The organism is Rothia sp. SCPM-O-B-18226 (M350), assembly GCF_058213595.1.
This window is the reverse complement of record NZ_JBYQJS010000004.1, coordinates 127794-142213: the sequence shown is the minus strand read 5'-3', so window position 1 is coordinate 142213 and position 14420 is coordinate 127794. Positions and strand designations below refer to the sequence as shown.

Below are 14420 nucleotides of genomic sequence, written 5' to 3'. Positions count from 1 at the left end.
GTCTTTCACCACGCTAAATCGTTGCGCCGAACGGGAGTCTAGAATACGGGGCTGTGGCCGTGCTCGGGGGAGTGGGCGGGGCCCGCCTCGTCGTGGGCCTGCGCCTTCGCGCCCATGCGGCTCTTCTTCGCGCCCCTCGGACCGGTGCTCAGATGCATCACCAGGAGCATGAGCACGGGTGCGCCGATGAACGCGGTCACGATGCCCACCTCAAGCTCGCTGGGCACAACCAGCACGCGGCCCAGAATATCGGCGGCGAGCACGAGCGCCGGGCCGTACACGAGCGAGAGCGGCAGCACCCGCCCGATATCGGCGCCGGCCAGCAGGCGAATGACGTGGGGCACAACCAGACCCACGAAGCCGATGGGGCCGGCGATTGCGGTCGAGGCGCCGCAGAGCGCCATGATGGCCATGATGGTCGCGGCGCGCACCAAGGTGACGGGCACGCCCAGGCCGGCGGCCGCATCCTCGCCGAGTGCCAGCGCGCGCAGCGGGCCGATCAGCATGAAGGAAAGCACCAGGCCCACCGCCACGAACGGCAGGGCCGAGAGCACCTGCTCAAAGGTGCGGTTCTCCAGGGAGCCGACCACCCAGAAGCGGTGCGAGTCGAAGGCCTTGGAGTTAAACATCGTGATGACGCCGGTAACGGTTCCCAGGCAGGCGTTGACCGCCACGCCGGTCAGCACGAGGCGGGCCGTCGAGTCCAGGTTGGGTTTGGAGTCGACCAGGCCCATCATGAAGACGAGGGTTGCGGCCACGCCGGAACCCAGCAAGGCCAGCCACAGCTGCACGAATGGGGAGGACACTCCGAAGACACCCACGCCCACGACCACGGAGGCGGCCGCACCCGAGTTCACGCCCAGCAGGCCCGGCTCGGCCAGCGGGTTGCGGCTCAGCGCCTGCATGAGCACGCCCGATACCGCCAGGGCCGCACCCACCAGCAGCGCCGCGGCGGTGCGCGGTGCGCGTTTGGCCCAGATGAGCTTGGACTCGATGGTGTTCGCGTCCGGGTTCAGGAAGCCATCGACGGACCTATCCAGGGCGAACATGCGCGAACCCACCGCGAAGGAGAGAGCGCAGAGGAACACGAGCAGCAGGCATCCGAGGATGAGCGCGATGGTGACGCGCGAGATAGACGGCCCCTTACCGTTCTTGCCGCCGAGCTGGTCGGAGGAGCCGGAGAGCGCCCGAACCGCCGCGATGGATTCCTTGCTGGGGGCGGCGCGGTAGGCCGTGGTGCGCGCGGGGGCGCTTGCCGGGGTGGCTGCGGTGTTCTGTGGTGTCATCGTGGCTGCTTGTGGGTTGTCGTGCGGTTACCGTACAGGAAGTGAGGGTGAATTATTGCGATGTTCAGGCAGTCCTAAACGTGAGATATGCAATAAAATCTGAGCCCTTTAGTATCCTACAGGTTTAGATGAGGCTATCCTAATATGCATGGCAAATATGACGAACAAGATCACCCGCCGCTCCTTCGGCGCACTCGCACTCGGTTCCTTCGGCGCCCTCGCCCTGGCGGCTTGCGGCTCCTCCAACACTTCCGGCTCTTCTTCCTCCGCGTCTGCTTCTGCGACCGGTAAGAAGGTGGCACCCTCCGCACTGCCCTCCGGCATGGGCACCACCACCGTTGACGGCGAATTCCCCCGCACCGTCAAGCACTTCCGCGGTGAAACCACCATCAAATCCGCACCCTCCAAGGTCGTGATTCTCTCCACCGGACAGCTCGACGGCGTGCTCTCCCTGGGCGTCGTGCCCGTCGGCGCGGCAACCGCCGGTGACGCCGACCTGGTCCCCACCTACCTGAAGACCAAGTTCTCCGATAAGTCCACAGAGCTCGACAAGATCGCCAAGGTCGGCAAGCGCACCGACCCGGACGTTGAGGCTATCGCGAACCTCAAGCCCGACCTGATCCTCATCAACAACACCAACAAGAAGGACGAGGTGTACGAGTCCCTCGCCAAGATCGCCCCGACCGTGGTCACCGAGGGTACCGGCATCAACTGGAAGCAGGACTTCCTGCTGATCGCCGCCGCGCTGGGCACCACCGAGAAGGCTGAAAAGCTCATGGAGGAGTACAACACCAAGGCGAAGTCGGTCGGTCAGAAGGCCGGCACCGAGAAGACCTTCTCCTTCCTGTACGCTTCCGCTGACCGCACCCGCATCTTCGCGAAGTCCTCGTTCGTGGGCTCCATCTGCGCGGATGCATCCCTGGCACGTCCCGCAGCTGCGCAGGTTGAGAAGACCTCCATCGACCTGAGCTCCGAGCAGCTTGACCAGGCTGACGGCGACTACCTGTTCTACGGTGTGCAGGGCGGCGACGAGTCCAAGCTGACCGGTGAGGCACTGTGGAGCACCCTCAAGGCCGTCACCGAGAAGCACGCGCACAGCGTGGATTCTGACATGTTCTTCCTGAACGCTGGCCCGGCTGCCGCGCTTGGTGTTCTGGAGACCATCGAGAAGGCGCTCTAAAGGTTCTAGCCTCTCGTAGAGATTCGCCGGGAAGCCCCGCGTTCTTACCTCTCATGCCCGCGCATGAGGGTGAGGAGGCGGGGCTTTCTGCACGCTTGGCACCTGCTTTCCCACCTGATTGCTGCCGCCGGATGCGCTCGTGACCAGAATTGGTGCGCGCCCGCCCGAAATAGGGTCTAATGGGGGTAGAAGGCGCAGCGGTACCGTTGCCCGCGCCTGACACACTGTGAAACCTTACACACCGATTAATTCACCGACGAAACGAGCACGCAATGCCGAAGAACAAGCCCTCCGAAGAGACCCTGGTGCAGGCACGCCGCGTCATCGACGCACTCAACGAGCGTGGCGCCCGCAAGCAGGCAACCCGCCTGAAGGTAACCCTCCCCGACGCGCCGCTGCCGCAGACCGCCTCCAAGTTTGGTGGCCGACCGTACCTGCCCGCAGGTGAGTCTGCGCCGACCAATGAGAAGGGTGAACCGCTGGGCATGATTGCGCAGATTAACTGCGCCGACCTGCCCGAGAATGACATCTACCCGGCGACCGGTCTGCTGCAGTTCTGGATCAACCCCAACGATGAAGAGTGCATGTGGGGTTACGACTACGAGAACCCTCTTTCGCAGAAGAATCACCGCGTCGTCTACTACGAGACGCTGGATGAACCGAACCCGGATGTGCAGTTCCCGGTTCCCTTCCCGACCATCGACTGGGGTGATTACGGCTGGCCTCTGGGACCTGAGGGCATGGATGTTTCTGAGGCAACCACCGAGTACGCACTTGCCTTCGAGCCCTGGGAGCAGGGCTTCCTGGATGGTGGCTACAAAATCTACGACCGGTTCGCTGACGCCTGGGATGAGATGTACCCGGACCAGAAGCTTCCCGAGGAACCGAACGCACGCGATGACGCCTCCTATAACCTGCTGGAGCCCTTCGAATCGGAGGAGAGGGACTACTCGCATATTGGTGGCTACCCCTCGTTCGTGCAGGAGGACCCACGCGACGAGTTCGAGGAGTTGCGCGGCCACACCGTGAACCTGCTGACCATCGAGTCAGAGTGGGGCGAGGACGCCGAGGAGGGCGTGTACGTGATGTGGGGTGACGCCGGTGCGGCGAACTGGCTGATTACTCCGGAGGCGCTTGCCGCCCGCGACTTCTCGCAGGTCGTCTTTGAGTGGGCCTGCGGCTAGACACCGTACTACTTTCACACCGCCACATCATCAATGAGGAGACCCTAAAATGTTTGACAACAAGCCGTTCGATGACATCGAAAAGCAGGCGAAGCACGTTATTGACCTGCTCAACCAGGAGGGCGCCCGTAAGAAGGCTATTGCCCTGAAGCCCTTCGTTCCCGACGCCCCGCTGCCGCAGACCGCATCCAAGTTTGGTGGCCGCCCGTACCTGCCCGCCGGGGAGTCTGCGCCGACCAATGAGAAGGGTGAACCGCTGGGCATGATTGCGCAGATTAACTGCGCCGACCTGCCCGAAAACGACATCTACCCGGCGACCGGTTTGCTGCAGTTCTGGATTAACCCCAACGACGAAGAGTGCTTGTGGGGCTTTGACTACGAGAACCCTCTTTCGCAGAAGAACCACCGCATTGTCTACTACGAGACGTTGGGTGAGCCGAACCCGGATGCCCCGTTCCCGAACGTGGACTGGGACGAAGGCGGCTGGCCCATCGGCGGTTTCGACTGTGAGAGCGGCCCGCTCGAAATTGAGTACGGCATGACCTTTGAGGTGCGTGAGCAGGGCGTGACCGCCTCCGGCTACGACTACTACGATGTTTTTGGTGCGAAGTGGGATGAAACCTACCCGGATGAGTTGCTGCCCGAAGCGCACGAGAACCCGTATAAGAACCAGCCTCGCCGCGAAGCCCTCTACGAGCTGACGGAGCCTTTCGAATCGGAGGAAGAGTACTCCCACGTGGGCGGATACCCGTTCTTCGTGCAGAATGACCCGCGTGACGAGTTCAAGGAGCTACGCGGCCACACGGTGAACCTGCTGACTATCGTCTCCGAATCGGAGAACGAGGAGAACGAAGACGAAGAGATTGAGATCATGTGGGGTGATGCCGGTGCGGCGAACTGGCTGATTACTCCGGAGGCGCTTGCCGCCCGTGACTTCTCGCAGGTCGTCTTTGAGTGGGCTTGCGGCTAAGTAAGGTCTTGGCTGAGTAGCCGCAGGGGAGGGAAATAGAGAATAACCGCTCTATTTTCCTCCCCTTTTTTGTGTACCTTTTATCGGGCACGTCTAAGCAGCGCGATACCTACGGTTCTTACTACGCGGCGGAGCCGTAGGAACAATCAGCTTCGCCTCCACAAGACGGCGCAGATCATTCGTAATGGAGGTACGTGAAGCGCCCCGACCCCAATGCTCTTGGATATACGCCGTGGAAACAGCCTCGCCCTGTAAACGCAGGCCGCGCACAATACCAGCCTGGCGTTCGCTAAGGTCGTCAAGCGACGCATCGGCGCCCGCCGGTTCGACGGCGTCGGCTGAATGTTTGCCCGTGGAATGGGGTGCTTGCTGAGTCTTATCCTCAGGCGCGGTCTTCTGTTCCGTAGAAGATACATCCTGCGAGGGCTGCATCAGAGTGACCTGCACATAGAGTAGACGGTCAGCAAACTGGGGAGCGGGTAGACCCGCCTCCTTCAGCGCGCGCAGAACCGTGGGAATACCGGAAGCCCTATTCTCTGCAATCAAACGCCCCGTACCCGGGTCGGGCAGATCAGTCAGAATACTTGCCAAGTAGCTGTTACGGGTTGAAGAAACACCGGGCTGACCGAAATCTCGGATAGTCACAGCACCGTAGATACCGCCCGGGCTACGCACCACCAGGCGGTTGGTGTAGAGCTCAACCTGCACCTGCGAGCCGCGCGCACCCGGCGAGTAGTCGCGGTGCATGAGAGCGTTAACCAAGAGCTCGCGGATAGCCTCCAGCGGATACTCGTAGCGCTCAACCCGCCCGATACCGCTACTGTTGAGGCCCTCCATCGTGGACGTTTTGCGCATATTGCGAACCAAAACGCCCATAGCTTCATCCAACATGGAGGGGATAGACCCGGTACAGCTGTGATTGTCCAGAAAACGTCGACCGTCCTCAGTGACCTCACCAAGCTCTTCACCGGGAAGAACAACAACGCTCATCATCAGCTGCGGGAAGAACGCCTGCGGGTAGGATCCCATGGCGAGAAGCGCCCCAAGAGTGGGCACTTCTCGACCCTCGGAATCGATGCGTAGAATACGCGCCTGCAGAAGAACCTCACGGTCAGAAAGCGCCGCAAAAACGCGAGGTTGCTCCTCCCGGAGGCGAGCGACATAGGCACTCACAAGGGTGGGGGAGAGGTCCTTGAAGCTTGCCTCGCTGACCAGCTCCTCGTCGTAGCGGGGCTGACTGCGGTTCTCTAGGAGGCGGTCAATCTCGTACTTGGTGAGGCGAATATCGGCCTCGCCGACGCGCTGGTAGGAGCCGTTATACATGCCGTTTGCTTCGATGTAGTAGGGCTTCTGCGTCGGGTCGCCGGGGAGCACATCGATGCGCACGATACGGTGCTGCTCGTCTGCCGCCTCAATCTGAATATCTACCGGGGGTCGAGGTGTGATCTTGGAACGGATTGCCTCAACGGATGCGTCGTGGACTGCCTGTGCGTTGAAACCTTCAACTGGCTGTAGACCTTCTGTCGGGTCGGTCATGCCAAGAAGAATGGTGCCACCGTCGCCGTTGGCGAAGGCACTAACGGTTTCAAGAACGGACTTGGGGAACCCTCCAGCTGCAGCTTTGACTTCTGCTCGCCCGTTTTCAGCCTGGCTACGGCGTAGGTTTTCGATGAGTTCGGCGGTGTTTGTTTCCATGCATGCTCCCGATGGCTACTTCTTGGTGAACGTCATAGCAACGTCATAACAGCATCATAACAATTTCTGCGATGATGTTGTTATGATGCGGTATTTTCCTCGCACCTTGAATCTTAAAAACCCCGGAATTGCAGGCTAAAACCGGGCAGTCCTGTCGGTCTCATTGACCGCGCATCATATCAGCCGTCATAACAACTTCTGTTATGACGGCTGATATGATACCTCGCTAAGACCCGTACGACAGTCCTCGCTCACCAAAATCCAGCCCGTCATAATCCGCAACAAACGACACATAGGTACCCGCACTTGGTGCACCCCCGCGCCGGTGGCACAGTATAAAGTCGAGCCACTATCGACTCCCCGCACACAGGCGGGCAGATACACCAGGAGCAAACCAATGGCTGAACACACTTTCGGCTTCCGCACCCGCGCACTGCACGCGGGCGGCACCCCCGACGCCGAGCACGGATCCCGCGCGGTCCCCATCTACCAGACCACCTCCTTCGTCTTCAAAGACGCTGACGACGCGGCGAACCTCTTCTCCCTGCAGAAGTACGGCAACATCTACTCGCGCCTGTCCAACCCGACCGTCGCCGCGCTGGAGGAGCGCATCGCCTCCCTCGAAGGCGGTATCGGCGCGGTGGCCACCGCCTCCGGCATGGCCGCCGAGTTCATCACCTTCGCGGCTCTGTGCCAGCAGGGCGACCACATTGTGGCTTCTTCGCAGCTGTACGGCGGCACCGTCACCCAGCTGGACGTGTCCCTGCGCCGCTTCGGCATCAACACCACCTTCGTGGCCGGCACCGACCCCGCCGACTACAAGGCGGCCCTGACCGAGAACACCAAGGCAATCTACACCGAGGTTGTCGCCAACCCCTCCGGCGAGGTTGCCGACCTGGAGGGCCTCGCAGAGGTTGCCCACGAGGCCGGCATCCCCCTGGTCGTGGACGCCACCATCTCCACCCCCTACCTGATTCGCCCCCTCGAGCACGGCGCGGACATCGTTATCCACTCGGTCACCAAGTTCCTGGGTGGCCACGGCACCACCCTCGGCGGTGTCGTCGTCGAGTCCGGTCGTTTCAACTGGGGTAACGGCAACTTCCCGTCCATGACCGAGCCCGTGCCCTCCTACAACGGCGTGTCCTGGTGGGGTAACTTCGGCGAGTACGGCTTCCTCACCAAGCTGCGTTCCGAGCAGCTGCGTGACTTCGGCCCGTCGCTGAGCCCGCAGTCCGCGTTCAACCTGCTGCAGGGCGTTGAGACTCTGCCGCAGCGTATGGACGCTCACCTGGCTAACGCCAAGCAGATCGTCAACTGGCTGGTTGAGGATCAGCGCATCGCCTACGTGAACTATGCCGGCCTGGAAGACCACCCGCACCACGAGCGCGCGAAGAAGCTGCTGCCGCTGGGTGTTGGTTCCGTGTTCTCCTTCGGTGTGAAGGCGACCGAGAAGGCCTCCGGCCGCCTGGTCGGTGGCGAGTTCATCGGTGCGCTGCAGCTGGCAAGCCACCTGGCGAACATCGGTGACTCCCGCACCCTGGTTCTGCACCCGGGTTCGACCACGCACCAGCAGCTTTCGAGCGAGCAGCTTGAGGCCGCCGGCGTGGGCGAGGACCTGATCCGCATCTCTGTGGGTCTGGAAGACGTGGAAGACATCATCTGGGACCTGGACCAGGCGCTGACCTACGCGACCGGCCTGAACCACGCCGGTGAGCGTGTGGGCGAGTCCAGCGCGGACAAGCTCGTGGAGGCTGAGGAGGCGGTTGCCGCCGCTAAGGCCGCCGAGGACGCTGCCGCCGCTGAGGCTGCTGGCGCATCCTGCTCCCTGCCTACTACCGCTCAGGAGGAAAAGTAATGACCGAGAAGCGTACCTGGGTGGGTCCTTCCGCCCCCGAGCGTCTGAACATTCTGCGTAATACCCGCACGATTGCGATCGTGGGTATGAGCGATAAGATTTCGCGCGCCTCCTACTTCGTGGCGACATACCTGCAGTCGGCGTCGCCGTACAAGCTGTATTTTGTGAACCCGATTCTGGCGGCGAAGGGCAAGCTTGTGCTGGGTCAGCCGGTGTACCCGTCGCTGCAGGACCTGCCGGAGGTCCCTGACCTGGTGGAGATTTTCCGCCGTAACGAGGACCTGCCGGGCGTGGTTCAGGAGGCCGTGGACCTGGGCGCTAAGACCGTGTGGATGCAGCTGGGCTCCTGGAACGAGGAGGCCGCCGCAATCGGTGAGGCCGCCGGCCTGAACGTGGTGATGGATAAGTGCGTGAAGATTGAGCATGCGCGTTTCCACGGAGGCCTGCACCTGGCCGGTTTCAACACGGGCGTGATTTCTGCGAAGCGTCAGGTGCTGTCGAAGTAGTCTGCGCTGTTGAGCCGCGGATACCGTAGCGTGTAATTACAAAAATCAGGCGCTTGCAAGCGTTTGAATGGAGAGGGGTGTACCCGGGGTGATTCCCGGGTGCGCCCCCCTTATGTGCCCGATGTGTCGGGGGAGGGGGCTTCTCTGCAAGCGGTATCGCCCCTTGTGGGGGAGCGGTTCAGCTTGAAGGTAAACCTACCCTTATGTTCTGGGGTGCTGAGCCGGTATCCTAGTGTGGAGCCCGGGGGCCGGTACTCAGCACACACGCGTACCGACCGCCGGGTCTTTTCACGCGCGAAATATGACGAAATATATGTCTAAAATGTCGAAATATAACGCCGTTTTTTAGTCATAAAAAGTCACTCGGTCACAGAAAAGAAAAAACTAGTCAGTACCCCAAAAGAGCCCTAAGCTAGCAATATATTTATCCCCTGCATTTTATGCCCAACCTTAGCCGAGGACAGCATGACCGGATTCACGACGAAGGCAATTCACACTACGGACCGCGACAACCCGTACGGCTCCATCCTGCCTCCGATCTACACGACCACCACCTACGCCCAGCCCTGTGACGGCACCGAAGGCCCCTACGATTACCAGCGCGGCGGCAACCCCACCCGCGCGGCCCTCGAAACCACGCTCGCAACCCTCGAAGGCGCCAAGCACGCCTTCGCCTACCCCTCCGGAATGGGCGCCACCGCTGCCGCCCTCGGCATCCTCAAGGAAGGCGAAACCCTGCTGCTGGGCATGCCCTCCTACGGTGGCACCTACCGCTTCGCGACCATCGAACTGCCCGCTCGCGGCGTCAAGACCCGCTTCATCGGCGACTTCACGGCCCTCACCGACGAGGACTTCGCCGACAACGTGACCATGGTGTTCCTGGAGAGCCCCTCCAACCCGCTGCTGCGCGTGAGTGACATCGCCGCCATCGCCGAAATTGCCCACCGCAACGGCGCAATCGTGGTCGTCGACAACACCTTCATGACCCCGCTGCTGCAGAAGCCCCTCGACCTGGGCGCAGACATCAGCGTGCAGTCCGCCACCAAGTACCTGGGCGGCCATGCCGACCTGCTCGGAGGCGTCGCCGCAACCAACGACGACGCGCTCGCCGAGCGCCTCTGGCACCTGCAGATGATCACCGGCGCAATGCTTTCGCCCACCGACTCCTACCGCCTGCTGCAGGAGGTCAAGACCCTCAAGCTGCGCCTGACCCAGCAGCAGAAGAACACCATCGAGGTCATCAACTACCTGGAGGCGCACCCCGCCGTGAAGCGCGTGCTCTACGCGGGTTCGCACAGCGAGTACGAGGCGCAGGTGCACGCCCGCCAGGCGAACGGCCTGGGCGCGCTCATCTCCATGGAGCTGGTGGACGGCGCCGATCTGCCCGCCTTCCTCGAAGCCCTGAAGATTTTCAGCCACGCGGTGAGCCTGGGCGGCATCGAGTCGCTGGTGGTTCGCCCCGCGCTCATGGTGCAGGCCGCCTACACGCAGGCGCACCGCGACGAATACGGTGTGAGCGACAACCTCATTCGCCTGGCCATCGGCATCGAGGAGATTGAGGACATCATCGAGGATTTGGAGCGCGGCCTGACCGCGGCCCTGGCTCATCAGGCATAGTTCCTGAGTATCAGATACCGCGCGACCCTATGGCGTGATTCTAGGCGCCCCGAATATACGTCGTAATATCACTCAAAATACCCGGATTAATGTATTTCTTTCACCGTAAAAGAATGTTTTAATGCGGGTATTTTGTGCGCCCTCAACGCATTTTTATATGACGTTGCGTGAACATATTAACCCCCGTGAAATTTAGTTAGAACGGCATAAAAAATGCGGGTAGGGTAAATCCCGGATACACGATGACACCCAGCAGCTACACCCGCGTTCGGGGTAGCCCGAACGGAAGAGAACCACCATGAGCCAGCAGAACCAGCGCGGCGCGAACCCCACCCGCGATAACCTGCAGGCTCGTGGGGGAACGCGGTGCCACCGTCATCGAGGTCACCGGCTTTGACGAGGCCATCGAGCAGGTGCTCACCGGCCGCGCCGAGCTGACCGCCAACAACTCCGTCTCCTTCGCCGAATACTTCAAGGAGCACCCGGACGCCAACCTGCGTCTGCTGGAAGGTGAGGCCGCCTAGGCTTCTTGGAACAGCCTTCTCAGAAGCTCGAAAAACCCAGCCTTCCAGGACTTCCGACACCGCGTCGTGGTTGATGTCTCAGCCGCTTTTCCCGCGTTGACGAGAGAATATGACGGAATGTTACGTTGAATTCTCTCGGGTTGGGAATAGCTGTAGGATAGCCAGCGTTGCACCCGCAGAGAGGGGCACACCGCATGATGCCCCCGGGTTACCTCAGGGTGACAGCCCGCAACTACAAGAGCATCAACTACGACGCAAAGGAAGAACCATGTCCGCAATGATTAACCGCCGCACCGTCCTCGCAGGCACCGCCTTCACCGGCCTGGCAGCCCTGCTCGCCGCCTGCGGCTCCAACGGCAGCAGCACCGCATCCAGCACCAACAAGCTGGAGGCCATCAAGTCTGCCGGCAAGATCCGTGTGGGCCTGGAGGGCACCTACCGCCCCTTCTCCTTCCACGACTCGAACGGCACCCTGGTCGGCTTCGAGAAGGAAATCGCCGACCTGATCGCCAAGGATCTGGGCGTGACCGCAGAGTTCATCGAAACCCCCTGGGATTCGCTGATTGCAGGTGTGGACGCCGATCGCTACGACATCGTCATCAACAACGTCTCCGCAACCGACGAGCGTAAGCAGAAGTACGACTTCTCCGTACCTTACCTGTACTCCGAGCCGAAGGTCGCCGTGAAGAAGGACTCCTCCCTGCAGAACGTGAGCGAGATTTCCGGCCACTCCTCGGCACAGTCCGAAACCTCGAACTTCCGCAAGATGGTGGAGGCTAAGGGCGCCTCGATCGTGGTCGTGTCCGGTTTCGATGAGGCTATCGAGCAGGTCCTGTCGGGCCGCGCCGAGATGACCGCGAACGACTCCGTGTCCTTCGCTGAGTACTTCAAGGAGCACCCGGACGCTAACCTGCGTCTGCTCTCCGGTGACCTGGGCACCGGCAGCAACTCCTCCATCCTGATGGCTAAGGGCCAGGACGCCCTGCGCAACGCTATCGACGAGTCGCTGAAGAAGCACCTGGAGAACGGCGATATCAAGGCCATCTACGAAAAGTACGTGGGCGAAGACCTCTCCCCGAAGAACTAACACCCTTATAAGGAGCTGAGTTCCGCGCATGGAACGCTACCTCAACCTCTGGGCAGAATCGCTGCCGCAGCTGCTGACCGCAACGGTGGCAGTGACCATTCCGCTATCGCTCATCTCCTTCGCGCTGGCGCTGCTGGTGGGCATCGTGTCCGCCGGCGCGCGCACGAGCCGCTTCGCCCCGGTGAACTGGCTGGCCTGGCTGTATATCTGGGTCTTCCGCGGCACCCCGCTGTTGGTGCAGCTGTTCATCGTCTTCTACGGCCTGCCGAAAGTCGGTATCGCCCTGGACGTGTGGAGCGCCGCCATCATCACGATGAGCCTGCACACCGGCGCGTACGTGGCTGAGACCTTCCGTTCCGCCGTGGCGGCTATCCCCGGCGGCCAGTTTGAGGCGGCAGCGACCCTGAACTTCACCCGCATGCAGACCCTGCGCTACGTCGTGATTCCGCAGGCGGTGCGCATCGCACTGCCGAACCTGGGCAACAACTTCATCGACCTGATTAAGGGCACCTCGCTGGTGTCGGTCATCTCGATGGTCGATCTGTTCCAGACCGGCAAGCAGATTGCTTCGCGTACCTTCGAGCCGCTGGCAATGTACTCTGAGGTCGCCCTCGTCTACCTGGTGATTTTTACCGTGCTGACCGCCGCGCAGTCGGCCCTGGAGAAGTACAGCAACCGTTACGTAAGGAGCCGCAATGCTTAGCGTGGAATCCCTCTCGAAGAGCTTCGGTGAGACGCAGGTTCTCAAGAACATCAACCTGGACATCCCCAGCGGCGAAACCACCGTCATTCTGGGCCCCTCCGGTAGCGGCAAGTCGACCCTGCTGCGCTGCCTGAACCTGCTGGAAACCCCGCAGTCCGGCACGCTCACCATTGACGACGCGCAGGTGGACTACAGTCAGAAGCTCACCGACGCGCAGGTGCGTGATATCCGCTCCCGCTCGGCCATGGTGTTCCAGCAGTTCAACCTGTTCCCGAACTACACGGCGCTGAAGAATGTGGCGCTCGCCCCGACCCTCAACGGCACCCTGGACGCCAAGCAGGCTGAGGAGCACGCCCGCGAGCTGCTCGCCAAGGTGGGCCTAGCCGATAAGGCCGACTCCTACCCGGAATCGCTCTCAGGCGGTCAGCAGCAGCGCGTGGCGATTGCCCGCGCCCTGGCGCTGGAACCGGCATACCTGCTCTTCGACGAGCCGACGAGCGCCCTGGACCCCGAGCTGGAGGCCGAGGTGATTCGCGTGCTCATGCAGCTGGCGAAGGAGGGACGCTCCCTGGTCATCGTGACGCACAATATGGCGTTTGCGAAGAAGGTCGCGGACCGCATCGTGTTCCTGGAGAACGGTACGCTGCGCTACAACGGCGAGCCGACCGGCTTCTTCGCCTCGGGCGACGAGCGCATCCGCAAGTTCCTGACCGTGTACGACAGCACCGAGTACACCATCTAGCCTGTTGCACTAGCCCTGCCTCAGCGCATGGCGGCGGAGCCCAAAACGGAAGGGTGGGCCGGTTCCCTACGGGGATACCGACCCACCCTTCCGCTATTTTTCGTCCCTGCGGGGCCTGGTTCGCGCCTTAGCGCGGCGGTACTCATCCAGCTGCTCGGGGCTGACCACCTGCAGCTGATCGGTGAGCGGCTCACCCGGCGACCAGCCCTCGTTATGCACCGCGCTTTCTTTGCGGTTGAAGAAGGTGAACAGGCGCGGGCGGTGCACCTGCAGGCCGCCCGGGGTGGTGGGCAGCTGCCAGTTCCGCGCGTGGGAGAGCACACCCAGTATCAGGCACAGGAGGATGGACAGCGCCATCGCCAGGTTTGGGCGGTGGAAAAGGCCCGTCACGAGGGCCGTCTCCCCGGCGCCGACCAGGGCGACGGTCGCGTACAGGGAGTTACCGCCAAAAATCGCGGGAATACGGTTGACCATGATGTCGCGAATCAGGCCGCCACCCACGGCGGTGGTGATGCCCAGGGTAATGGACGGTAGCCAGTGCAGGCCCAGGTTCAGGGACTTGATGGTGCCGGTCGCGGCCCAACACCCCATGCCCACGAAGTCCACGACGAGCAGGGTTCGGGTTGCCCAGCGGGCGCTCAGATCAATGCTGTACGCCAGGATGGACGAGCCGATTGCGCCAATCCAGTAGCCGCCGTCGGTGAGCGCCACGGGCAGGCCCGAGTTCAGTAGCACGTCACGAATCAGGCCGCCGCCCATACCGCAGGCAACGGCGAGCAGCAGGAAGCCCACAATGTCGAACCGGAAGGCGCGCGCCACGGCACCGCCGAGCAGGCCGTTGGCGACAACGGCGGCAATGTCGACGATGCGGAATACCTGGTCGGGGTCAAAGAACTCATGCATGGGCGTTCTCCTGCGTACGTGATGCGTGTGCTGTGGGTGTCGGTAGGGGAAGTGCGCGCAACGGGGGGTCGGGTGACGACGTTATCACCGCATCCGGCTCTGTTTGCCTGTGCGCGTACCTGAATTGGCACCGATTTATTGTAGCCCCGGGTTCGGCAACGCTCCTAG

General features: G+C 61.9%; 13 protein-coding genes. 10 read left to right on the top strand and 3 right to left on the bottom strand.

Features of this window, described 5'->3' with window-relative positions; all coding sequences use genetic code 11:
• Window positions 1-38: 38 nt before the first annotated feature.
• Window positions 39-1286 carry a FecCD family ABC transporter permease gene (locus tag AC3E6W_RS07440; RefSeq protein ID WP_490652737.1) on the bottom strand — a complete coding sequence of 416 codons (1248 nt, stop codon included), beginning with the start codon at window positions 1284-1286 and terminating at the stop codon, window positions 39-41.
• A gap of 157 nt (window positions 1287-1443) precedes the next feature.
• On the opposite strand from AC3E6W_RS07440, the gene AC3E6W_RS07435 reads away from it, so the two are divergent.
• The 3 genes from AC3E6W_RS07435 (at window position 1444) to AC3E6W_RS07425 (ending at window position 4620) form a co-directional block, all read left to right on the top strand.
• A complete protein-coding gene (locus AC3E6W_RS07435; RefSeq protein ID WP_490652736.1) occupies window positions 1444-2466 on the top strand; it encodes an ABC transporter substrate-binding protein in 1023 nt (340 codons plus the stop codon).
• 272 nt (window positions 2467-2738) lie between these two features.
• A complete protein-coding gene (locus AC3E6W_RS07430; RefSeq protein ID WP_490652735.1) occupies window positions 2739-3650 on the top strand; it encodes a YwqG family protein in 912 nt (303 codons plus the stop codon).
• A gap of 49 nt (window positions 3651-3699) precedes the next feature.
• On the top strand, window positions 3700-4620 hold the full coding sequence (locus AC3E6W_RS07425) for a YwqG family protein (protein WP_490652734.1): 921 nt from the start codon (window positions 3700-3702) through the stop codon (window positions 4618-4620).
• 93 nt (window positions 4621-4713) lie between these two features.
• Here the strand turns inward: AC3E6W_RS07425 and AC3E6W_RS07420 are convergent, their stop codons facing one another.
• Window positions 4714-6315 (bottom strand): ATP-binding protein, encoded by a 1602-nt coding sequence (locus AC3E6W_RS07420; protein ID WP_490652733.1) that lies wholly within the window; start codon window positions 6313-6315, stop codon window positions 4714-4716.
• A 397-nt stretch (window positions 6316-6712) separates the two neighbouring features.
• Here AC3E6W_RS07420 and AC3E6W_RS07415 point away from each other — a divergent pair, with 397 nt between their 5' ends.
• From AC3E6W_RS07415 to AC3E6W_RS07385, 7 genes are all read left to right on the top strand, one after another.
• On the top strand, window positions 6713-8170 hold the full coding sequence (locus AC3E6W_RS07415) for an O-acetylhomoserine aminocarboxypropyltransferase/cysteine synthase family protein (RefSeq protein WP_490652732.1): 1458 nt from the start codon (window positions 6713-6715) through the stop codon (window positions 8168-8170).
• Entirely contained in the window at window positions 8170-8676 is a 507-nt protein-coding gene (locus AC3E6W_RS07410) for a CoA-binding protein (protein ID WP_049343553.1), read from the top strand. The genes AC3E6W_RS07415 and AC3E6W_RS07410 overlap by 1 nt, the downstream gene beginning before the upstream one ends.
• A gap of 465 nt (window positions 8677-9141) precedes the next feature.
• Window positions 9142-10293 carry a trans-sulfuration enzyme family protein gene (locus tag AC3E6W_RS07405; RefSeq protein WP_049333904.1) on the top strand — a complete coding sequence of 384 codons (1152 nt, stop codon included), beginning with the start codon at window positions 9142-9144 and terminating at the stop codon, window positions 10291-10293.
• A 353-nt stretch (window positions 10294-10646) separates the two neighbouring features.
• Window positions 10647-10817 carry a type 2 periplasmic-binding domain-containing protein gene (locus tag AC3E6W_RS07400; protein WP_210397934.1) on the top strand — a complete coding sequence of 57 codons (171 nt, stop codon included), beginning with the start codon at window positions 10647-10649 and terminating at the stop codon, window positions 10815-10817.
• A gap of 268 nt (window positions 10818-11085) precedes the next feature.
• Window positions 11086-11904: a transporter substrate-binding domain-containing protein gene (locus AC3E6W_RS07395; RefSeq protein WP_490652731.1), complete on the top strand. Its 819-nt coding sequence runs from the start codon at window positions 11086-11088 to the stop codon at window positions 11902-11904.
• A 28-nt stretch (window positions 11905-11932) separates the two neighbouring features.
• Entirely contained in the window at window positions 11933-12607 is a 675-nt protein-coding gene (locus AC3E6W_RS07390) for an amino acid ABC transporter permease (RefSeq protein ID WP_049333913.1), read from the top strand.
• Window positions 12600-13349 carry an amino acid ABC transporter ATP-binding protein gene (locus AC3E6W_RS07385; protein WP_490652730.1) on the top strand — a complete coding sequence of 250 codons (750 nt, stop codon included), beginning with the start codon at window positions 12600-12602 and terminating at the stop codon, window positions 13347-13349. The genes AC3E6W_RS07390 and AC3E6W_RS07385 overlap by 8 nt, the downstream gene beginning before the upstream one ends.
• Before the next feature lie 93 nt (window positions 13350-13442).
• On the opposite strand, the gene AC3E6W_RS07380 is transcribed toward AC3E6W_RS07385, so the two are convergent.
• Window positions 13443-14252 (bottom strand): trimeric intracellular cation channel family protein, encoded by an 810-nt coding sequence (locus tag AC3E6W_RS07380; protein WP_294604109.1) that lies wholly within the window; start codon window positions 14250-14252, stop codon window positions 13443-13445.
• Window positions 14253-14420: the final 168 nt, after the last annotated feature.

Bases quoted from the DNA above. Each gene is read 5' to 3' on its own strand.
- AC3E6W_RS07440 (WP_490652737.1), bottom strand. From the start codon at position 1,286: ATGACACCACAGAACACCGCAGCCACCCCGGCAAGCGCCCCCGCGCGC.
- AC3E6W_RS07435 (WP_490652736.1), top strand. From the start codon at position 1,444: ATGACGAACAAGATCACCCGCCGCTCCTTCGGCGCACTCGCACTCGGT.
- AC3E6W_RS07430 (WP_490652735.1), top strand. From the start codon at position 2,739: ATGCCGAAGAACAAGCCCTCCGAAGAGACCCTGGTGCAGGCACGCCGC.
- AC3E6W_RS07425 (WP_490652734.1), top strand. From the start codon at position 3,700: ATGTTTGACAACAAGCCGTTCGATGACATCGAAAAGCAGGCGAAGCAC.
- AC3E6W_RS07420 (WP_490652733.1), bottom strand. From the start codon at position 6,315: ATGGAAACAAACACCGCCGAACTCATCGAAAACCTACGCCGTAGCCAG.
- AC3E6W_RS07415 (WP_490652732.1), top strand. From the start codon at position 6,713: ATGGCTGAACACACTTTCGGCTTCCGCACCCGCGCACTGCACGCGGGC.
- AC3E6W_RS07410 (WP_049343553.1), top strand. From the start codon at position 8,170: ATGACCGAGAAGCGTACCTGGGTGGGTCCTTCCGCCCCCGAGCGTCTG.
- AC3E6W_RS07405 (WP_049333904.1), top strand. From the start codon at position 9,142: ATGACCGGATTCACGACGAAGGCAATTCACACTACGGACCGCGACAAC.
- AC3E6W_RS07395 (WP_490652731.1), top strand. From the start codon at position 11,086: ATGTCCGCAATGATTAACCGCCGCACCGTCCTCGCAGGCACCGCCTTC.
- AC3E6W_RS07390 (WP_049333913.1), top strand. From the start codon at position 11,933: ATGGAACGCTACCTCAACCTCTGGGCAGAATCGCTGCCGCAGCTGCTG.
- AC3E6W_RS07385 (WP_490652730.1), top strand. From the start codon at position 12,600: ATGCTTAGCGTGGAATCCCTCTCGAAGAGCTTCGGTGAGACGCAGGTT.
- AC3E6W_RS07380 (WP_294604109.1), bottom strand. From the start codon at position 14,252: ATGCATGAGTTCTTTGACCCCGACCAGGTATTCCGCATCGTCGACATT.